Here is a 21,281-nt window from a genome sequence, read left to right as displayed (position 1 = left end):
CAGAGCTTAAGCCGCTTGAGTCGACATCGCCGCTTTTTGTTTATTAGAGATAAGCAACATCGCGATAATTAAGCCGTAGATAACAGGGATGGCGTACATCACTGTTTGTAGGCCAATGATGCTTTCAAACATTGAGCTAATCGCTGGGCTGAACATTGCACCTGCACTACCACTTATCAAGATATAAGAGACATTACGGCTGCTAGCTGTTTTGACAAATGACACACCGTAAGCGATAAAGGCGTTGTAAAGTGCGGCACAGGCAAAACCGTAACCGTAAGTTAAGTAGCCAATCCAAGCCAGATTCTCAGTAGTAACAATCATACCGGTGATAATCAGCGCCAGTGAAATCATCCCCATGATAAAATGCTGGATCTTCACTCTTGATACAATCACTGTTGATACGAGTGCACCAATCAGTGCTGCTGACCAATACTGGGTGATGATATTACCCGCTTCTTCAAAAGGAATATCAAATTTCTCTTTGACGAACATTGGTGCCCAAGTGAGGAAGGTGTATAGCGCCAGCATGCCAAGGAACAAACCTAGGCCACCGCTAATGATGCCAAGGTTCCACTCTGATTCATCTTTGCCTGTATCACTTGATGTTTGGCTTTCAACCAGTGAGAAGTTAGTCGCAAGCGCAATCGCGGCAGTCGCCAACGCGACAATACCCACAGCTAAATAGCTGTAGCTCCAAGAAAGCGCATTACTTAATGCATAAGTCGTGATAAGTGGGAAAACCACACCTGCAACGTTAAAAGTAGCATCTTGTACAACTAGCATGGTGCTTTGGATTTTGTCTTTCCAAACTGATACCACAATCGTGCCAGCGATACATAGGCCAACGCCACCACAAAGGCCGATAACGGTCATGGCGATCATCACCACAGAAAGTGAGCTGGTGAAATGCAGCGCTGCAGCACTGAGTGAGATACTGAAATAGCTTATAAGGGTGATGCGCTTTACACCGATTTTTTCAATCAAGAAAAAGGCGGCAATGGTACCTGCGAGTGCACCGCCGTTGAGTAGCGAGAAAATCGAGGCCACTTCGTTAACGTTGGCTGAAAACTTCTCTGCAATTGGTTCAATTAACATACCAAACTGGGTCGCAAAGCCCGCCATGACAAAGTTGGCTAAAAAACTGAGCAATGTTAAGGATATTTTATTTTTCATCATCTGTTCCTAGATCTAATTTGCTGTATCAAATATTCAACGTTATAAAGTTAAGCCGCATGACAGCGAGTATCATGCGGCTTAAAAGTGTTACTGACAGGCTGTTTCTAATGCCAGCTCAATCATCTGATTAAAGGTTAACTGACGGGCCTCTGCACTGGTCTCTTCGCCAGTTAAGCAGTGGTCAGATACCGTTAGAATCGCTAACGACTCGAACCCTAGATGGTGGGCTAGGCCATATAGTCCAGCAACCTCCATATCAACACCCAATACGCCAAAGCGCTCTAGCGCAGGGATCATATCTTCATCGGGGTCGTAGTACATGTCGCCACTGAATACGTTACCCACTTTGACATTGATCTGCTTTTGCTGGGAGATCGAGTACGCTTTGTGTAGTAGATCAAATGTGGCTGATGTCGCCATTTGGTAACCACTACTGCGTTTAGCATTGGTTGGCGAATCAGTGCCAGCGGCTTGCGCTAGAATGACATCATTAATTTTGACATCTTGCTGAGTAGCCCCAAGGCTGCCGACCCGAATGATGCGCTTGACGTTAAAATCAGTGACCAATTCGTGGGCGTATAACACCATCGAGGGGATGCCCATACCGTGTCCCATTACTGAAATACGCTGACCTTTATAGAAACCAGTATAGCCAAACATGTTGCGGATATTGGTCACTTCGACCGCGTCATCTAGAAAGTTTTCGGCAATATATTTAGCGCGCAGTGGGTCGCCAGGCATGATCATTGTCTCGGCAAAATCACCGGCTTTACCATCGATATGTGCAGTCATGAGTAATCCTCTTTTTTGATTACAACCGATAGTAATAGCCAGAGAGTGATCCGTAGAGGACATAAGTCCGCATAGGCTGATTAATACACGATATCAGCCGTTCGATCACAAAAAAGGCGCCGTTAGGCACCTTTTTTGTGAAGTAAAATTGTCACTATGTAGAGTGTGACTTGGCCTAGCGGCTACTTATGATATTTAACTGCCATATCAATAAGCGGTTCACGACTGGCTTTTTCAGCGCGCAGGCGTGCGAGGTATTTTTCCCACAGGTCTACTTGATGGGTGGCTAAGTCATACAGCACCTTCCACGAGAACAGTCCGGTATCGTGACCATCATCAAACACAATCTTAACCGCATAGTTACCTACAGGCTCAATAGCTGAGATATTAACGTTCTTTTTGTGAGTAACTAGCACCGGATTACCGTGGCCATGCACTTCTGCTGATGGTGAGTAAACTCTCAGCATTTCGCAGCTAAGCTGATAGGTTTCACCATTATCAAACTGCATCTCTAACTGGCGTGATTTACGCTTCAACTTTAAGGATTCAACATTGGGGCTATTGTCTTGGGTCATAAGTTTGCCAGTAAGTAATAGGGTCTAAAAACAGAATAGCGGTTAAGCACCTAAAAGTCCTTAACCGCTATCACTCATTGAGCATTTGCTAGTAATAACACTATAGAATAAAGCGGCTCAGATCTTCGTCTTGTACCAAGTTATCTAGGTGTGCTTTCACATAATCAGCATCGACAACGGTTACGGAACCTGATTTGTCAGAGGCTTCATAAGAAAGCTCCTCCATCAAGCGCTCCATCACAGTATGCAAACGACGAGCACCGATATTTTCAGTGCGCTCATTCACCTGCCAAGCAGCTTCTGCAACGGCATCTATACCAGACTCGGTAAATTCAACCTTAACGCCTTCAGTGCCCATTAGTGCAACATATTGCTCAGTCAGTGATGCATGAGGTTCTGTCAAAATACGCTTAAAATCATCTGCTGATAATGCTTCAAGTTCAACGCGAATTGGTAAGCGGCCTTGTAGCTCAGGAATTAAGTCTGAAGGCTTAGACATCTGGAATGCACCAGATGCAATAAACAAGATATGGTCAGTTTTAACCATGCCGTGTTTAGTGTTAACCGTACAACCTTCAACGAGAGGCAACAAGTCACGCTGCACACCTTCACGAGATACATCAGGCCCTGAAGATTCGCCGCGCTTACAAATTTTATCAATCTCATCTAAGAACACGATGCCGTGCTGCTCAACCAATTCGATCGCTTGTTCTTTGAGATCGTCAGCATTGACTAGCTTGGCAGCTTCCTCTTCGATTAATAACTTGTGAGCTTCTTTAATCGGCATCTTACGACGCTTACTCGCTCCTGGTCCCATATTCTGGAACATGCTTTGTAGCTGATTAGTCATCTCTTCCATGCCAGGAGGCGACATGATCTCAATGCCAGCTTGCGGCGCTGCAATATCTATTTCAATCTCTTTATCGTCGAGCTGACCTTCACGTAGTTTCTTGCGGAACACCTGACGCGTTGCGTTATCGCTTGGCTTTTCGTTGTCCCAATCTTCCTTCGGCTTAGGCAGTAATGCGTCGAGAATGCGCTCTTCAGCGGCTTCTTCGGCTCTAAACTTACATTTAGCCATCTGCTCTTCACGAGTCAGTTTAATGGCTGAGTCGGTTAGATCGCGAATGATCTGCTCAACTTCTTTACCCACATAGCCGACTTCAGTAAATTTGGTCGCTTCGACTTTAATGAAAGGTGCTTTTGCAAGACGAGCTAAACGGCGAGCAATTTCAGTTTTACCTACGCCGGTTGGGCCAATCATTAGAATGTTTTTTGGAGTCACTTCTTGGCGAAGATCGGCAGCGAGCTGCATTCGGCGCCAGCGGTTACGCAGCGCGATAGCGACAGAGCGTTTGGCTTTTTGCTGCCCAATAATATGGCTATCAAGTTCATGCACAATCTCGCGGGGTGTCATTTCAGACATATTCTTTCCTCATGCTTAAGCATCAGTCTTAGTATTAAGCGAAAATTTGCTTAGTACTTTAATTCTTCGATGGTCTTAAATTGGTTGGTGAACACGCAAATGTCACCTGCAATTGTCAGAGATTTTTCAGCGATTTCAAGCGCGCTAAGATCGGTGTTCTCTAGCAGAGCCGTAGCTGCTGACTGGGCAAAGTTGCCGCCAGAACCGATTGCAATTAAGTCGTTTTCAGGCTGAACCACATCACCATTACCTGTGATGATTAGTGAAGCTTCACCATCAGCCACAGCCAATAGTGCTTCTAGCTTGCGCAAGACTTTGTCTGAGCGCCAATCTTTAGCCATTTCAACCGCAGCGCGCATTAAATGACCTTGATGCATTTCGAGTTTGGCTTCGAAACGCTCGAATAGAGTAAATGCATCTGCTGTACCGCCAGCAAAGCCTGCCAATACCTTATTGTGGTATAGACGACGAACTTTTCTAGCATTGCCTTTCATCACGGTATTACCGAGAGAAACTTGGCCATCACCGGCGATAACAACTTGGTTATTACGGCGTACTGATACGATAGTGGTCACGATAAATCCTCTTCTCTAGCCAGCGACAAGGTGCCTGCTGGTTGACGATATAACCGATATGGGGATGGATGAATAAATATCAAGGGGGAAGCTTGGATTGCAGCGCTCTATGAGTGAATCCATTTATGTTAGTTGCAACACTTAAACTTATATATGCTCAAGTGTCGCATTGTCTTACCAGATTATGACTCGACTAGTGCTTAAGTCGTGTAATAAGGTTTTTCCTTTGTTGCTCTAGTTTATCTAAGGTTATTTGGTGAGCGTTGAATGAAGGAACGCCAGTACAGAGAATGTATTTCCCAATAGGGTTGTAGATATAGCTACTAATATTATCGATGGACTTACAGTCTGGTAGGTTATTTGAGTCAACTAAAATCGCGGCATAACGGTTAGCAGTATCTTGGTTTTGCATAAAAGGGTGTAACAAAGAGGTGACCACCTTCGTCATTGTATCTATGCTGCTATCATCGACTAGAGTCGTATTGGTGAGTTTGGTGAAATAACGCCATTCGCCCAACTTAACCTTGTCTAGTGATAATACACTAGCTGTCAATAGTTTAGTCCAGCTAATTGGCAACACTTGGCAATCTGCTCTACTCTCTTCTGTCCCAAAATGACTTCACCCAGTTTCATGTTGATAGATATTGCACTAGCACCGACCATTTTGTTGATCAATATGTGGGTGTTTAAAGATAACCTTTGCCAAAAAAGCATATCTTGCTCGATTGCCTCAGCGATAAATTGTGCTGAAGTGCTATCCATATTTTGATAAACATCAAGCAGGTAAAGCTTTTGTGCCAGCAACAGCGCTTTAAATGGCATCACAGATATATCCGCATTGAAAGAAGGGCTGTCATGCCAACTGCTCATTTGCAGTAACTGTTGATAGCGATTGATTCGCCAACGGTTGTTAGATAAAAGGGTTTTAAGATGAGTGTTTTTCTTGAGATTGGCGCTACAGGCAGCAACAAAATCATCTTCAGCTAAACAGTTTTCAAGTGGCAAATTAGGCAGAGCGTATTGCTGTGTTTTGTCGACACTTGAAACATCTTTATTTTGCAGATTATGTAGAGATTTGAGCCCAACTGTTATTGGTGACTTATCTTTGGCGGAGCCAAAGCCTAATGCAAAGATATAAGCATTGTCATTGTGGTTTTTAGCGAGGGTGCTATCGATTTCTGCTATTTGAGTTAGATAACGCTGCGACAGCTCAGATGGCGCAGCGTCGCGTATATTGATAAGCAATAAGATAAGGTACAAAGCAATTGGGGCTAGCACGATTGTTAATAAAGCCCATTTTAGCGTAAGTAAGAAGTGGCGCATGAACTAGCCTTTTAGTCATTGCTTTGTTTAGATAATGCAGTTTACCTGAATTATTGTGAAGTAGAAGTAGGGTTTGGCAATCGCACTAAAAGCACAGTGTTCTATGGCATGGGGAGTTTTCTTGGGACTGATGGTTACTGCAGAGCTATTTATTGAAGATACAAAAAAGCGCTGCATGAGCAGCGCTTAAGAATAGCGAATAGGTTTTGGGGGTTAACTTTCCCAGAACCAAATTTGGCAACCGTTAGTACCAGAGTTTTGCAGGACGTGACGTTGTCTTTCTGCATCACGTTTCTTGTCATAAGGACCAAGAACGACCTTATACCAAATACCGCTGGTGCCTTTAACTTTGCGAACTTGCGCTTCTAATCCTTGGAAGGCGATCATCGCTTTAAGTTGATTAGCCTGAGACTCTTTTCTAAACGAACCACACTGCATCTGGTAAGGACGCTTAGGTTTGTCTGACACTTCCGGCAGATCCACTTCTACCTTTTTATTCTCAAGCTCTTCAAGATAGGTCCACTCCTCTTCAGGAGCTGGCGGTAGCGCGTTTGGATCCTTCTTTACTGCAGCCTTTTTAGGCTGTTCTACCACCACAGGCGTAGCGACGGTATCGTCAGTATCGCTCAGCAGCCATAAAAGATAACCAAAGCCTGCTAGACCTAAAAGAGTAATGATAAATACTAATACAGGGAAGCGCTTAGGCGGATTCCCTTTTGACCCACGCTTTTTGGCATTGCCTTTGCGCGTGGGTTTACGGTTTGCGTAGTCACGACTGGTCATGGTGTTACGATTACATCCGCTCTAAGGTTTCTAGTCCTAGCAAGTTAAGCCCTTGCTTAAGTGTTTTAGCTGTTAGTTGAGCGAGTAGTAAGCGGCTCTTCTTCTGCGCTTCGGTGTCAGCAGCCAATACTGGGCAAGCTTCGTAGAAGCTTGAGAATGCACCCGCGAGTTCAAACAGATAAGCACATAATGCATGCGGCTGACCTTTATTCACAACACGGTTCATCACTTCACCAAACTGGGCTAACTTGGTACCAAGATCTTTCTCTTTTTCATGCTCAAGCACGATTTTAGCATCGCTTAAGTCAACATCTTGTGCGCGCTTAAAAATACCAGCAACACGGGTGTAAGCATAAAGTAGGTATGGTGCTGTGTTACCTTCAAAGCTGAGCATCTGTTCAAAGCTGAAGATATAATCGCTAGTACGGTTTTTAGATAGATCGGCATATTTCACCGATGCAATACCTACCACGCGCGCAATCTCAGCAAGCTCAGCTTCATCCATATCAGGATTCTTGCTGCGAACTAACTCAAGTGCTCGAGTATCAGCTTCTTTAAGCAGATCGATAAGTTTAACTACCCCGCCAGAGCGAGTCTTAAATGGACGACCGTCTTCGCCATTCATGGTGCCAAAGCCCATATGTTCAAAGCTCATCTCTTCACGGACAAACTTAGCCGTTTTAGCCAGTTTAAAGACTTGTTGGAAATGCAGTGCTTGACGTAGGTCGACAAAATACAGCGCTCTATCCGCTTTTAATACGTTTGAACGGTAACGCATCGCAGCCATATCGCTGGTGGCATATAGGTAGCCACCATCTGCTTTTTGGATAATAACAGGTAGAGGCTCGCCCTCTTTATTCTTGAACTCTTCTTGGAAGACAACTTTAGCGCCATTACTTTCCGACAGTAGACCTTGGCTATCTAAATCAGCAACCACTTGCTCTAAGTCATCATTGTATGAGCTTTCGCCGCGCACATCTTGGCGGGTTAAGCTAACACCTAAGCGCTCATAGATCTCATGGCAATGGCTGAGGGAGATATCGTTAAATTCACGCCATAGTTTGTTGCAGTATTCATCGCCAGATTGCAATGAAACCACAAGCTTACGGGCGCGGTTGGCAAAATCTTCTGATTCGTCGAAACGCACCTTAGCGGCGCGGTAGAAGTTTTCTAAGTCTGAAAGCTCCATTTGTGCTTGTTCGCCATTGGCTGCACGTAGTTCTTCCATGTAAGCCAGTAACATACCGAACTGAGTACCCCAGTCACCCACATGGTTTTGGCGGATAACATTGTGCCCCATAAACTCAAGCGAACGTACTACGCTGTCACCAATGATGGTCGAACGTAAATGACCAACATGCATCTCTTTTGCTAGGTTTGGCGACGAGTAGTCAACTACCACTGTTTGTGATTCTGGCAAGGTCACGCCTAAATGGTCACTCTTTAGCGCATCCATTAATTGATTAGCGAGTGCGTTGTCATCAATAAAGAAGTTGATGAAACCTGGGCCAGCAATCTCTACCTTTTCTACATGGCTAGATTGAGGCAGGTTATCGATGATCAGTTGGGCTATTTCACGCGGATTTTTGCGTGCGGCTTTGGTTAGCATCATTGCCAAGTTAGTCGCAAAATCACCGTGACTCTTATCTTTGGTTCGGTCTACTTGAATGCGGGCTTCAAAATCAGCAGGAACAACACCTTGTTGTTTAAGGGCATTTAACGATTCAGCGAGTAAAGATTGAGTATGTGATTTCATTGGCGTTTAATCGGCACTTACAAGTAGTGAAAAATAATAGGAGTAACCGACTATTTTAGCCGCTTGTGGCACCTAATTACTATCCTCTAGCGAACTTTTTCTGCTTTAGTTTAAATAAACTCGATTTAGAGTAGATCTTGCGGATCACGATCGAGACTCCAGCGACACTTTTTAGCCAACGGAAGTTGCTCAATTTGTGGCAATGCTTGTTCAAAGGCTAGTTGCAGTTGGTTTCGATTTTTAGTTTGAAACAACAGCTGGCGGCGGTACTTACCGGCTTTTCTGTCAAGAGGTGCTGGCATTGGGCCAATCACTTCGCATTCTTCATTTTGTGGCAGTAGCGCACCTATCTGACTGAGCAGGGCATCAGCATCGGATGCTTGATGGGCTTCGGCGCGGATAAGGATCATGTGCCAAGCAGGAGGCAGCAGTGCTTGCTTACGTTCATTGAGTTGATTACGTGAGAACTCACCGTAGCCTTTGTGCATCAACTCGCGCAGCATAGCGTTATCGCTTTGGTGGGTTTGCAGTAACACTGTGCCCGGTTTGTTTGCACGGCCGGCACGGCCTGATACTTGAGTATAGAGCTGACCAAATCGCTCAGGTGCTCTAAAGTCGGCACTAAAAAGCGCACCATCAACATCAAGCAAACCGACCAAAGTGACATCGGGAAAGTGATGACCTTTAGCAAGCATTTGGGTGCCGACTAGAATTTTATATTCACCTTTATGGATTGCATTGAGGTGGCCCTCTAGTGAGCCTTTATTACGGGTGGTATCACGATCAATACGCACAACTGGATGGTTAGGAAACTCTTTTTCTAAAAAGCTAGCCAGTTGCTCGGTGCCTACGCCTTGGCCTGCCAGCATGGTACTACCACATTGGTGGCACTGCTTAGGGATAGCGTATTGATTGCTACAGTGGTGACAACGGATTTCCCCTAGTGCTTGATGCACAGTAAAGAAGGCGTCACAACGGTCGCATTCATGTAGATGGCCGCATTCATGACAGATTAGCGCTGGAGCAAAACCACGGCGGTTGAGAAATAGGATAACTTGATTGCCAGCGTCGAGATGAATGCGCATCTCATTAAGCAAAGCATGTGACATGCCTGAACGCAGTGGTTGATTACGAATATCGACAATCCCTTGGCGCACCTTTTCTGCGTTACCTGCGCGCTTGCCCAGTTGCAGATGTTGGTAACGGCCGCTAAGGGCATTCTGTAATGTCTCAAGCGATGGTGTTGCTGTGCCTAAAAGCACCGGAATATCTTCTAAATGACCACGCATAACGGCTAGATCGCGAGCGTGATAACCTACGCCCTCTTGCTGTTTAAAGCTTGAGTCATGCTCTTCATCTAAAATGATCACCCCTGGGTGCGCCATCGGGGTGAATAGTGCTGAGCGGGTGCCAATGATAATGGCTGCTTCGCCTGTTTTGGCATGACGCCATGCATCTAGCCTTTGGTTATCGGTTAAGCCAGAATGAATGACGGCGACTTTGACATTAAAGCGGCGTCTAAAACGGTTAATTGTCTGTGGGGTTAAACCAATCTCTGGCACCAGCACGAGTGCTTGCTTTCCCTGCTTAAGGATGGTTTCAAGCAGCGCCAAATAAACCTCTGTCTTGCCTGAGCCTGTTACCCCTTCAAGCAAGGTGCAGTGATAATTTGATTGTTGGGTCAATGTCGCAACTGCGATGGCTTGCTCTGGGTTTAGCCTGTGTGGATCCTCTGTCATTTCAAGTTCGGTTCGCCAGTTTAGATCAACGGTACCGATGCGTGACTTTTTAGCAATCCAGCCTTTATCTTCCAGTGCTTTAAGCGCAGCTTTACTCAGTTCTAACGTTGTTATTTCGTGTTGTTCTAATTCTCGTTCAATTAGAGTATTAAGCAGCTTTCGTTGAGCGGGGGCGCGGTTAAGTTGATTGACATCAGCCTCACGCCCAGCATCAGTTAAACTCCAGTAGCCTACTGTTGAAGCTTTGGCTTCGGCACCTTTTCTAAGGGCGACGGGGATCGCTTGTGATAGCATTTGTCCTAGGCTACAGAAGTAATATCTTGCAGCCCAAGCCGTTAGTTTATAGAGTGAATCAGGTAATAGTGGTGCATCGTCTAAAATGCTAATCAGCGGCTTTATTTGTTTTGGCGTTAAGGTACAGCTATCTGTTACAGCAGTAATAAGGCCAATCAATTGCTGGCGACCAAATGGCACTTGGACTCGCATGCCTTTTTGAGGCGCGATGTTGATATGGTCTGGTACTTGGTAGCTAAAGGTTTGCCGCATTGGAACGGGCAGTGCGACCTCAACAAACAAAGGCATAGAACTCTAATTCGATAGGAGATAAGCCGTTAGTGTACCGAGGGGAGTCAGTCAGAGCTAGTCAGATTTAACTAAATATGTGGATTCAATGCTAGGAAAGGAAACGATGAAAAAAATAATAATATTAGCATTCGTGACGTTAGCGCTATTTAGCACAACGGTTATTGCAGAAGTTTCTCACGTCAGTATCAATCAAAGGCTGTTTGAGTTGGGTGGTTACCCTAAGCTAAAGGTCAATATTGTTTCTAGCCACAAAAACCCGAATAAGGTGCAGTTCTTTTTACGCCAATCAGTTGGTGAAGAACGTTTGGTGGCCAAACCTCTTAACCAGTTCTCGGTCCTGATTACCGGTGTGGAGGATGTGGTTGATAGCGAAGCGGTACTGGTGGTTAAAGAGCATCGTATTAACCGCTGGCGAGAAGTGAGTGTACTCAGCATATTTGACGCTGGGAGTGTGAATAACCAAGTGGTTGAGGAGGTTTCTAGCAAACCGGTGCCAGTTAAAACTCAGCAGCCAGTTAAGAATAGTAAAGAGATTGTCAGTACTCGAACAGCAAGCACAGCGACTGTTAAAGTGAACATAAAAGACAACTGTAGCATCGGCTTTAATGGCAGCGAAACACTGTGGCGCATTGGTTTACGTCAGTCTAACGTGTGGGGCGTTAGTACATACGGCGCAATGCTGGCCATCTTTGATGCCAACCCGAGAGCATTTAGAAAAAGTAGCATTAACGGCTTAAGAGCTGATGCAAAACTACAATGTCCGTCTCAGGCTATATTGGATAGGTATAGTGATGCGATTGCAGCTGAAGAGCTTTATGATTCGATGGATCAACCTTTATAACGCAAGGGCTTTCGTAAGTTAATAGCGTGACACAAGCGACTTGGACTTTTATTTGCCGGTCGCTTGAATCTCAGGGGGAGTTACTGTATCATCCTGCGCCCTAAACTATCTATTAACTGCATGTGGTGTCCGACTTCGGGTTGGAAGAGCGACATGGCCTTAAACTTGAGGTAATTCCAATGAAAGCAGGCATTCATCCTGATTATGCAGAAATCACTGCAACTTGTACTTGTGGTAACGTTATCAAAATTAACTCTACTGTAGGTAAAGACTTACATTTAGACGTTTGTGGTGCATGTCACCCATTCTACACTGGTACCCAGAAAGTTATGGATACTGGCGGACGTATCGATAAGTTCAACAAGCGCTTTGGTGCACTTGGTAAGAAGTAATTTTACTTCTACATTGAATTTTAAAAAGGCGCCTATTGGCGCCTTTTGCTATTCTGAGATTAAGTTTTTAGTATCGACAGCTCTTGTGAGTGATTAGATTATAATTGTAATCATACCAAAGCAGTATAAAGCTTTGATCGCTCAGCGAGAGTTTAGCAACTTTGGGGGAAGGTCATTAAATGCACTGCTCCTGCGTTACTCTCGATAATCGCTCCTGCATGATTCTAGTTTCGAGCCTCCTTACTCTCGTACCTCTTTTATCTGACCTCCAAAGAGGGAGGGAATGCCTTAAGCATGTCTGGAACATGCTTGGCCATATGGTTAGCAATGAAGAATATAGTTATTCTACATTCAAGTTCATTAATGCAGCATCAAAGCCGCTAAAACTCGCCTGTAAGGAGTGTTTTTGGCTTCCTGCCTCGGCAACGAAAACTTAACCCATTCGGCCGTACACTTGCCTATGTATACACGGAGAAAGGGGAACATCTGCAGGAGTTACTACTTGCTAATGGTTTTGCGAAATCGAAGGTGTTTCAAAATGACATGTTTTGGCACTGTTTAGCCGATATTGAAACTGTTACACGACGCAATTATTTCGGTCTATGGCGACATCAAGACTATAAAGTCCGCTCGATAGAAACTCTTTCAAGAGAGGATAGCCATCGTTGGTTAGAGGTCAGAGGTGTTGTGAGAGGCTATGAAAGAAAAGGTCAGCTTTTTGAGCTTATAATCGATGAAAAGTTAGTTTTGGTGGTAGCTAAGTAAGATATTGGTAAGTTTGGCAACATTTTGAATCTAAAACTGCTACAAAGCCCCGTTTTGTAACAAGGCTGGGTGTATTTTTATTACAGTAAGTGGCGACTAAATGGTGCCCATCCATCACAGATAACCGTTGAAAAAGACAGTTTGAAATAATATATAGCGATAAAGTTAAAATTTTGGCAGATCTTATTTGAAATGCTTCTATATTCGAGTATCTTAGCGGCTATCAGTATACGATTTTATTTAGGTTTACATTTTAAAGACCTTAACCTAAACAAACGTTTTGCTGTCGACCTTTCGCTTTGGATAATATTAGTCGCACTCAGGATTAGAAAAATGGCAGATCTTCGTCAACAAGCCCTCGATTATCATGAATTACCCGTACCAGGTAAAACAGCAGTTTGCCTTACAAAACCCGCTGAAACGAGCATGGACCTAGCACTAGCGTACAGCCCCGGTGTTGCAGAGCCTGTTCGTGAAATTGCAGCAAACCCTGAAAATGCATATCGTTATACCGGCAAAGGTAATACCGTTGCCGTGATCTCTAACGGTACTGCTATTCTTGGTCTTGGTAATCTAGGTCCACTGGCATCTAAGCCTGTGATGGAAGGTAAAGCGTTATTGTTTAAACATTTTGCCAATATTGACGCGACTGATATTGAAGTTAAACATAGAACTTCAGAAGAATTTATTAATACTGTTGAGGCGATTGCTGACACATTCGGCGGTATTAACCTAGAAGATATTAAAGCACCCGAGTGTTTTGAAATAGAAAAAGCGTTGATTGAGCGTTGTAACGTTCCGGTCTTCCATGACGACCAGCATGGTACTGCAATTGTAACTGCCGCTGGCATGATCAACGCATTAGAGATCCAAGGCAAGTCGATTGAGGATGCGGTATTTGTTTGTATGGGCGCCGGCGCTGCAGCTATCGCCTGTATGACGATGATCGTTAAGTGTGGCGCGCAACGTGAAAATATCTACATGCTAGATAGAAAAGGCGTTATCCACACTCGCCGCGAAGACATCAATGAGTATAAAGCGCTGTTCGCAAATAATACTGATAAGCGCACGCTGCAAGATGTGATTAAAGGCGCTGATGCATTCTTAGGTTTATCTGGCCCTGATGTGCTGGCTGCTGAAGATGTTGCTTTGATGGCTGAGAAACCTGTCATTTTCGCTTGCTCAAACCCAGATCCAGAAATTAGACCTGAAATCGCTCATGAGACTCGCAAAGACTTAATTATGGGTACAGGTCGCAGCGACTACCCTAACCAAGTTAACAACGTATTGTGCTTTCCATTCATTTTCCGTGGTGCATTAGATGTGCGCGCATCAAAGATTAATGATGAGATGAAAATTGCTGCAGTGCATGCGATTGCGAGCTTAGCGAAAGAAGCGGTTCCTGCTTCAGTACTTGCCGCATACCCTGATGTGAGCTCATTAGAGTTTGGTGCGGACTACGTTATTCCTAAGCCAATGGATCCGCGTTTATTGCCAAATGTGGCTAAAGCAGTAGCGCTTGCGGCTATTGAGTCTGGTGTGGCAAATATTACAACTCTACCAGTAGGTTACATGGAGTCGTAATCACTTCATTATTGATTTGATTGAAAAAGGGACTTCGGTCCCTTTTTTGTTTTCTAGCGTTTTACTTTGCCTTTTACCAGCCGCTGTTTAATAATCGCTAATAGTTATACCAATAGCATTAAGTATTTGGCCAGTTCAGAGCCCCTCAGTCTTTTCAATTCAAAGCGCATTGGTAAAGAAATGGTTGTTCCCTTTTAAGCCAATGCAAAGCAGAAGTGGAAAGACTGAGGAACTCACGTAGTGCGGGTTTCAAAACGTTGTATGATTCGCTATGGGATTTGGATATAGAATAACTATTAGCTCAAATCCCACTACTTTCCTACAGCGTTTTGAATTCCCGCTGAATGGTCAAACTTTTAATGCAATTGGTATTAGCTATAGCGTTTAATTGTTAATATAAAAATAATACCAATCAGTATAAAGATTTGATCGCTCAGCGAGAGTTTAGCTGCTTTGAGGTAAGACAATGAATGAAGAGCATAGTTAAACTAGGTTCAAGTTCATTAACGCAGCATCAAAGCCGCTAAAACTCGCCTGATAGGAGTGTTTTTGGCTTGCTACTTCTGCGTTGAATAAACTCATAAGGGAACAACCATTATGTCATTTATCCGCCTTGAATTAGCGTGCCAAAAACGCTCTGAGTAGATCAACTTCTTATACAGATTGGTATAAGATCCTGCAGGAAGCGGACAGAATGATACTCACTCGAATTCTTACCAAGAAACTCACTAGCTTTTGGCTTATGTCCCTAGCTGGCGTCGCCTTTATCTGCTTTATCACTGCTATGTTTAGTTTTTTCCAGCTGACCTATGCATTTCAGCAACAGAAAGTCTCTGAACTTGAGAATATGTTGCAACAGCAATTTGCGGTAAATATTGCGCCTGAACAGCGTTGGGAGCTTAATAATTGGTTACCGCCCTTATTGCATGCTTATCAGGCTGAGTCGTTTGTGCTTAGCAAAGATAAGGTGACATTGTTTGAATATCAGCAGGATAATCTACAACAAGCGGGTGTGCGATATAGCAGTGAACTTGAATATGGCTTAACAATGGAGCTGGTGTTACCCCAACCGTTTAATAAGCATGAAGTCAGTGCGTACGAGTGGATGATTCTTGTGGTTGGATGTATTGCTGTGATGCTGTTTGTTCGGTTTGGTTTTAGATGGTTTTCAGAGCAACTTAACGGCATTGAAGATTTGGCTCAACGGGCGAATCTGATCTTAACTGGTCAACGTGATAAAGCACTGGCAGAGAAAGGGCACGGTAGGCCTAGGATGATAAACCGTGCTATGACACAGTTACTGCTTGAACTTTATGAAGCGCATAAAGAGCGTGCAAGATTCGATCAGTTTATTCGCTCGAATACTTTCTTAGATGCCGAGACGGGTATTGGTAACCGTCTGTTTTTGAAAAACCGTCTAGATGCACTAAGCAGTAGCAGCGGCATGATGACGCCGGGTGTTTTATATCTATTTGAGATGGAAGATCTAGACCTGTTAAGTCGAGAAATCGGTGAGCAAGAGCTCAATGAAATGCTGTCTCAAATTATTGCTACCATCAACCAAATTCTAGTGAGTAAAGCGAACACCATCTTCTCACGTCGCTCCAACAATCAGTTTGCCGTTGTTGTGCCACAAATTTCGCAAAAAGAGGCAGACCAACTAGCGGCAAAATTGCTGAAAGCAAGTTTAAGCCGAATTGATAGCCTGATCGATACCCCGGATGATTTCCTACATTTAGGCGGAGCTTATTTTGAAGTTGGCGATGATAAGGATGCTTTAGTTGAAGAGGCTGAGCAGGCATTACGTTCGGCACAGTTTCAAGGCGGTAGTAGCTGGTTTATGTACGACAAAGGCGCTGCTGTTGATGGTGACTTATCAAAAGGCTCTGTGCGTTGGCGTAGTTTTTTAGAAAACGTATTAGTAAGTAAGAGAGTCTTCTTGTTTTCTCAACCTGTGGTCGACAGTGATCTAAATGCACATCATCAAGAGGTCTCATGTCGTCTACGTGACACCCAAGGTAATTTAGTCCGTGCAACGTTATTTTTACCTATGGCAATAAAGTGTGGCTTAACGCCTCAAATTGAGAGGCAAGTTATCGAGATGGTGTTGTTTGATCTGCTGCCGAAACAAAATGACACCAGCCTGAAGTTCAGTATTAACCTAAGTTTGGATACATTGACTAGTCGTGCGTTTATACGTTGGTTGAAAACCACCTTATTGGAATACAGGCACTTAGCTCCGCGGATTATCTTTGAGGTCAATGAGGATATTTTGGTACACAATCAAGCGGTATTAACTGAACCCCTGGATATGATCAGCAAGATGGGAGCTGGGGTCTGTGTTGACCGCGTTGGGCAGCAAGTTGTAAGCACTGAATATTTACAGCGCTATCCTATATCATTGATCAAATTACATCGATCTATTGTCAGTCAAATACACTTGCGTGCAGAAAACCAATTGTTTGTTCGAAGCTTAATAGCGGGTCTGTTTCGTACTGACGTTCAAGTTTGTGCTGAAGGTGTTGAAGTTTTTGAAGAGTGGCAAACATTGCAGATTTTAGGTGTGAGTGCCGGACAAGGCAGTTTTTTTAGTGAGCCTGTAGAAGAAGTCTAGTTGTATATAAATAATACAGGTGTTCGGCTTTATAGGTATTATGGATGTTTTTCTATAATATTCAGCTATTAGTGGTTACACTAATGACATAAGAAGACTATTGTTCTAACCTCAATAAGTGCTCTAGACAAACTAATAAAAAGTCGTTCTCAGAATTCGACACAATTTAATTTTTTTTCGATAGAAATTGACAGTATTTAAGGCATGGATGAATGGAAGATAGCTTGCTAAGCAAACTTCAGTTTTGGAAGAAATCTGCTCCGACCATAAAGTTAGGGTTGTATGTTTGTGTTGACAAAATATACGCATATCAAAGTGGTACAGATAATTCTCCCGAGCAATATTCTAGTTTCAGTTTTAAAGAGTTTGACTGGAAAGATGCTTTCGAACAGTTAGTCAAAGCATTGGGGCCTGCACAAGTTCAAATGGTGTTATCCGCCGATTTTTATCAGCTTATACAAGTCGATAAGCCGAATGTTGAACCAGAAGAGATGAGTGCCGCACTACTTTGGTCAGTAAAAGACCTCGTTAGCCAACCTGTCACCAATATCCATCTTGATTATTTTGAGTCATCTAAGCAAACCACCAATAAAGTCAGTGTTGTCGTTGCAGAAAAATCAAAATTAACCAGTCTTTTAACGGCAGCGAAAGCCAGCGGCATTGAAACCTGCGGCGTAACGATTGAAGAGATGGCGATTACCAACCTGTTTAATGACACCCAAGCAAGGTTGCTACTCAGCCATCGCGCGGGTGGTGAACTTCTGCTTGCTGTTGTGAAAAACGGTGAGCTATATATGCAGCGAAGAGTGAGAGGTTTTTTGCAGCTAGATACCGTAGCGGCAGAAGATTTAGCCTTTGGCTTGGCTGACAATTTAAGTCTTGAGATCCAACGCTCAATGGACTTCTTTGAAAGTCAACTACGCGAAGCGCCTGTGGTCTCTATCGATCTGTTAATGCTAGGGGCTCGTGACCAACTTGCAGCTTTAGTAAGTGAAAACTTCAACCAAAGCGTGACGCCTTACCAAGCTGAATCCGTCGATGCGGTCTTTTCGCAGATGGCGTTAGCTGAATTTTCAAGAGGCGAATCATAATGAAATTAAGAGTTAACCTCTACTCAGAGTCGCTATTTCCAACAGAGTTACGTTTATCTTTTTTACGGTTAAACCAAGTGCTAGCAGGCTTGGTTATAGCGCTACTGCTAGGTAGTGTTGTTGCTTACGGCTTTGTTTCTAGTCTTGAGTCTGAAAAGACTGAATTGCAGCATGCTAAAGCGTTATTGGATGAGCAAAAAGTTGAGCTTGAAGATGAAATAGCCAAAAGAAAGCCCAGTGCTACTTTGGTCGCTGAAGTTGAGTTAAAAGCGCAACAGCTTGAGCTTAAGCAGATGTTAATCGGCAAACTGAGTCAGCAGGAAGAGCTAACCAGTTATGGCTATTCGCCGTTAATGACTGATTTGGCCAGCGTGGCAGATCGCAGTATTTGGCTTAACCGTATACAAGTAAACGAAAACCGTTATATTTTTGAAGGTTATACCTCGAATCCACAAAGTGTACCGAACTGGATTGATCGATTGAAAACCACCACCACGCTCAAAGGGCATGCATTTGCGTCGATGACGATGAGCTTGGGTGAAGATCAACCGCTAGCATTTAAATTAACCAGTGATGCTATGGAAGCCAATACGGCGGAGGTTAAAAAATGAAACAGTATTGGACTGATTTAGCCGCCAAATTTGATCTGCTTAGCCAACGTGAAAGAGTATTAGTCGCTGCCGCGGTATTGATTGTAGTAGGAATGATTTTATATCTACCATTAGAGTCTTTGTTGACCAAACATACCCAGCTAAAGCAACAGATAGCGTCACTTAAGAATGAGAACAATATCTCTGAACAGCAGATCGCTCTCTATCAGCAAAGTTTAGCCACCGATCCGGATACTGAATATCGCCAGCGTTTAGCCAATATCATTCAACAGACGAAACAGATTGATGAACAGTTGTCTTTTGAGATGGTTGATATGGTGCCGGCGGACCATATGCCAGCTTTGCTTGCAGGGCTCCTTTCCAATGTAAAAGGCATTAAATTAAAAGCATTCACCTCCATTGCACCTACGCCATTGTTAGAGGTGGGTGAAGAGAAAAAGATGAATTTATATAGTCACGGTATAAAACTCGAATTTACCGGTGATTACTTTTCAGTATTACGTTTTGTTGAAGCTGTAGAAAACATGCCGAATAAACTCTATTGGCGTAGCATGGACTACAAAGTTGATGCTTATCCGAAAGCAGCTATCACGCTAGAGCTTTATACCCTAAGCATAAATAAGGACTTTATTAGTGTCGCTAAAACCAATTAGTCGCTCGTTACTTTTCCTTGTTGTGAGTGGAATCTGCTTTAGTCTCAACGCCGCTAGTTTGCGTGACCCAACGCTGCCAGGCGCTGGGTCGACTTCAACAACTTCTGCAACAGTGAAAGTTGATAAAACATTAACGCTCAATAGTGTCGTCATTAAGCAGAGTGGCGCTTTTGCAGTAATAAATAATGAAATATATAAGAAGGGCCAACGAGTACAAGGCGTTAAAATTGTGCAGATTGGCAAGGATACTGTGTCGTTAGCGGATGGCCGTAAATTGACAATGTTTAAAGCGATTACAGAGATTAAGGGACAATAACCAGATGCGCTCAATATACTACATAACCCCTTTAATGACTTTGCTGCTGGTGGCCTGTCAGACTGTTGACCGACCAAACCCTGTTGAGTCAAAACAGGCGATAGCAGAGTCATTGGCGACTGCGGAAAGTGCCGCCTTGGCACCGCCTCCAGCAGTGATGCCAGATGATGTGCAAAGAGAGCTGGCTTCAAATAGCTTGCTGGCTGGTTTTACTCCGGCTAAAAGAGCTGAGCGTCGATTTGATGTGTCGGCCCATGATGTTGATGCTAAGGTTTTCTTCCCGAGTCTAGTGCAAGGTACCCCACTAAGTGTTGCTGTGCATCCGGATGTGTCTGGGACTATATCCCTGTCTTTAAAAGGGGTAACACTTAACGAAGCTCTGCAGGTTGTTGAAGATATTTACGGTTACGAAGTTAGCAGGGAAAGCCGCATTTTACGGATCTATCCAGCGGGAATGCGTACTGAAACCTTCTCTCTCAACTACTTATATATGGAGCGCCAAGGTCTATCGTTAACATCAGTTAACTCCGGACGCATCTCAGACAATAACAATAGCTCAAGTGGCAGTAATAATAGTAACAGTAACGGTAACAGTAATAACTCGAATAGCAGTTCTAACAGTGACTCAAATTCAAACAGTGAAAGCAGTGAGCAAACTAACGGCACCTTTATCCGCTCTAAGACTAAATCTGATTTTTGGGGCGAGCTAAAAGAAACACTGGTCTCAATTGTTGGTGATAGCGGTGGCGGACGTCAAGTTGTGGTTACTCCCCAAGCTGGACTTGTGACTATTCGCGCTTATCCAAATGAGATTAGACAGGTACGTAACTTCATCAAAACTGCTGAGAGTCATTTACAGCGTCAAGTTATTTTAGAAGCGAAAGTACTAGAAGTTACGCTTTCAGACGGATACCAGCAAGGTATTCATTGGGAGAGTGTATTAGGTCATGCTGGCAGCACTGACATTACGTTTGGTACCAGTCCAACCACAGGTCTGAGTGATAAGATCACCAGTGTGTTAGGTGGTGTAACTTCTATCCAGCTTAAAGGTTCAGACTTTAGTACCATGATCAGCTTGCTTGATACGCAGGGTGACGTCGATGTACTGTCTAGTCCACGAGTTACAGCCTCGAATAACCAAAAAGCGGTGATTAAAGTCGGTACTGATGAGTACTTCGTCACCGATGTCTCTTCAACAACAGTCGCAGGCACAACGCCTGTGACTACGCCTGAGGTTGAACTCACTCCATTTTTCTCTGGTATTGCACTTGATGTAACCCCGCAAATTGATGCCGAAGGAAATGTGTTATTGCACATCCACCCATCAGTTATTGATATTAAAGAGCAGACAAAAACCATTAAAATCTCCGATAGCACCTTAGAACTGCCATTAGCACAGAGCGAAATTCGTGAATCAGATACTGTGATTAAAGCTGCAAGTGGCGACGTTGTTGTGATTGGTGGCTTGATGAAGAGCGAAAATATTGAGTTGGTGTCAAAGGTGCCGCTGTTAGGCGATATTCCGTATTTAGGTGAGGCATTTACTAACCGAGCGAATTCTACCGTTAAAACAGAGTTAGTTATTCTGCTTAAACCAGTGGTTGTTGGTGCAGATACTTGGGAGACTGAACTTAAGCGCTCTCAAGAGCTGCTTGACCGTTGGTATCCTGAGGAGGAATAG

General features: G+C 43.9%; 20 protein-coding genes. 10 read left to right on the top strand and 10 right to left on the bottom strand.

All coding sequences use genetic code 11. The features are described from left to right. Positions 1–6 precede the first annotated feature (6 nt). From tsgA to priA, 10 genes are all read right to left on the bottom strand, one after another. The gene (gene tsgA, locus L2730_RS10535) at positions 7–1,176 is read right to left on the bottom strand and encodes an MFS transporter TsgA (protein ID WP_248974603.1); all 1,170 of its coding nucleotides are present in this window, start codon (positions 1,174–1,176) and stop codon (positions 7–9) included. A 90-nt stretch (positions 1,177–1,266) separates the two neighbouring features. Continuing rightward, positions 1,267–1,971, bottom strand: coding sequence for a purine-nucleoside phosphorylase (deoD, locus tag L2730_RS10530; RefSeq protein WP_248974561.1), 705 nt, complete (start codon positions 1,969–1,971; stop codon positions 1,267–1,269). A gap of 182 nt (positions 1,972–2,153) precedes the next feature. Continuing rightward, positions 2,154–2,546 carry a gamma-butyrobetaine hydroxylase family protein gene (locus L2730_RS10525; RefSeq protein ID WP_248974560.1) on the bottom strand — a complete coding sequence of 131 codons (393 nt, stop codon included), beginning with the start codon at positions 2,544–2,546 and terminating at the stop codon, positions 2,154–2,156. Positions 2,547–2,646: 100 nt separating this feature from the next. Beyond that, on the bottom strand, positions 2,647–3,972 hold the full coding sequence (hslU, locus tag L2730_RS10520) for an ATP-dependent protease ATPase subunit HslU (RefSeq protein WP_248974559.1): 1,326 nt from the start codon (positions 3,970–3,972) through the stop codon (positions 2,647–2,649). A 50-nt stretch (positions 3,973–4,022) separates the two neighbouring features. Further along, positions 4,023–4,547: an ATP-dependent protease subunit HslV gene (gene hslV, locus L2730_RS10515; RefSeq protein WP_248974558.1), complete on the bottom strand. Its 525-nt coding sequence runs from the start codon at positions 4,545–4,547 to the stop codon at positions 4,023–4,025. 193 nt (positions 4,548–4,740) lie between these two features. Next, positions 4,741–5,100, bottom strand: a complete 360-nt coding sequence (locus L2730_RS10510; protein WP_248974557.1) for a hypothetical protein — start codon at positions 5,098–5,100, stop codon at positions 4,741–4,743. Then, positions 5,097–5,870 carry a hypothetical protein gene (locus L2730_RS10505; RefSeq protein ID WP_248974556.1) on the bottom strand — a complete coding sequence of 258 codons (774 nt, stop codon included), beginning with the start codon at positions 5,868–5,870 and terminating at the stop codon, positions 5,097–5,099. The genes L2730_RS10510 and L2730_RS10505 overlap by 4 nt, the downstream gene beginning before the upstream one ends. A gap of 213 nt (positions 5,871–6,083) precedes the next feature. Continuing rightward, the gene (locus L2730_RS10500) at positions 6,084–6,653 is read right to left on the bottom strand and encodes an SPOR domain-containing protein (RefSeq protein WP_248974555.1); all 570 of its coding nucleotides are present in this window, start codon (positions 6,651–6,653) and stop codon (positions 6,084–6,086) included. Between the two features lie 10 nt (positions 6,654–6,663). After that, entirely contained in the window at positions 6,664–8,409 is a 1,746-nt protein-coding gene (gene argS, locus L2730_RS10495) for an arginine--tRNA ligase (RefSeq protein ID WP_248974554.1), read from the bottom strand. 125 nt (positions 8,410–8,534) lie between these two features. After that, a complete protein-coding gene (priA, locus tag L2730_RS10490; protein WP_248974553.1) occupies positions 8,535–10,730 on the bottom strand; it encodes a primosomal protein N' in 2,196 nt (731 codons plus the stop codon). A 106-nt stretch (positions 10,731–10,836) separates the two neighbouring features. Between priA and L2730_RS10485 the strand changes: the two genes are divergently transcribed. The 10 genes from L2730_RS10485 (at position 10,837) to mshL (ending at position 21,281) form a co-directional block, all read left to right on the top strand. Further along, positions 10,837–11,574, top strand: a complete 738-nt coding sequence (locus L2730_RS10485; RefSeq protein ID WP_248974552.1) for a FimV/HubP family polar landmark protein — start codon at positions 10,837–10,839, stop codon at positions 11,572–11,574. A gap of 179 nt (positions 11,575–11,753) precedes the next feature. Continuing rightward, on the top strand, positions 11,754–11,966 hold the full coding sequence (gene rpmE, locus L2730_RS10480) for a 50S ribosomal protein L31 (protein ID WP_012156969.1): 213 nt from the start codon (positions 11,754–11,756) through the stop codon (positions 11,964–11,966). 414 nt (positions 11,967–12,380) lie between these two features. Next, entirely contained in the window at positions 12,381–12,731 is a 351-nt protein-coding gene (locus tag L2730_RS22085) for a thermonuclease family protein (protein WP_428848450.1), read from the top strand. Between the two features lie 333 nt (positions 12,732–13,064). Next, the gene (locus L2730_RS10475; RefSeq protein ID WP_248974551.1) at positions 13,065–14,315 is read left to right on the top strand and encodes a malic enzyme-like NAD(P)-binding protein; all 1,251 of its coding nucleotides are present in this window, start codon (positions 13,065–13,067) and stop codon (positions 14,313–14,315) included. A 694-nt stretch (positions 14,316–15,009) separates the two neighbouring features. After that, complete coding sequence (gene csrD, locus L2730_RS10470; protein WP_248974550.1) at positions 15,010–16,929, top strand: RNase E specificity factor CsrD; 1,920 nt, start codon at positions 15,010–15,012, stop codon at positions 16,927–16,929. A gap of 212 nt (positions 16,930–17,141) precedes the next feature. Then, positions 17,142–18,020 (top strand): type IV pilus biogenesis protein PilM, encoded by an 879-nt coding sequence (locus tag L2730_RS10465; protein ID WP_248974549.1) that lies wholly within the window; start codon positions 17,142–17,144, stop codon positions 18,018–18,020. After that, the gene (locus L2730_RS10460) at positions 18,020–18,631 is read left to right on the top strand and encodes a PilN domain-containing protein (RefSeq protein WP_248974548.1); all 612 of its coding nucleotides are present in this window, start codon (positions 18,020–18,022) and stop codon (positions 18,629–18,631) included. Before L2730_RS10465 ends, L2730_RS10460 begins: the two co-directional genes overlap by 1 nt. After that, positions 18,628–19,284, top strand: a complete 657-nt coding sequence (locus tag L2730_RS10455) for a type IV pilus inner membrane component PilO (RefSeq protein ID WP_248974547.1) — start codon at positions 18,628–18,630, stop codon at positions 19,282–19,284. Before L2730_RS10460 ends, L2730_RS10455 begins: the two co-directional genes overlap by 4 nt. Next, on the top strand, positions 19,265–19,600 hold the full coding sequence (locus L2730_RS10450; protein ID WP_248974546.1) for an MSHA biogenesis protein MshK: 336 nt from the start codon (positions 19,265–19,267) through the stop codon (positions 19,598–19,600). Before L2730_RS10455 ends, L2730_RS10450 begins: the two co-directional genes overlap by 20 nt. Positions 19,601–19,604: 4 nt before the next feature. After that, on the top strand, positions 19,605–21,281 hold the full coding sequence (gene mshL / locus L2730_RS10445; protein WP_248974545.1) for a pilus (MSHA type) biogenesis protein MshL: 1,677 nt from the start codon (positions 19,605–19,607) through the stop codon (positions 21,279–21,281).

This window comes from Shewanella kaireitica (assembly GCF_023284045.1).
GTDB classification, from domain to species: Bacteria; Pseudomonadota; Gammaproteobacteria; order Enterobacterales; family Shewanellaceae; genus Shewanella; species Shewanella kaireitica.
This window is presented reverse-complemented; position numbering and strand designations above follow the sequence as displayed.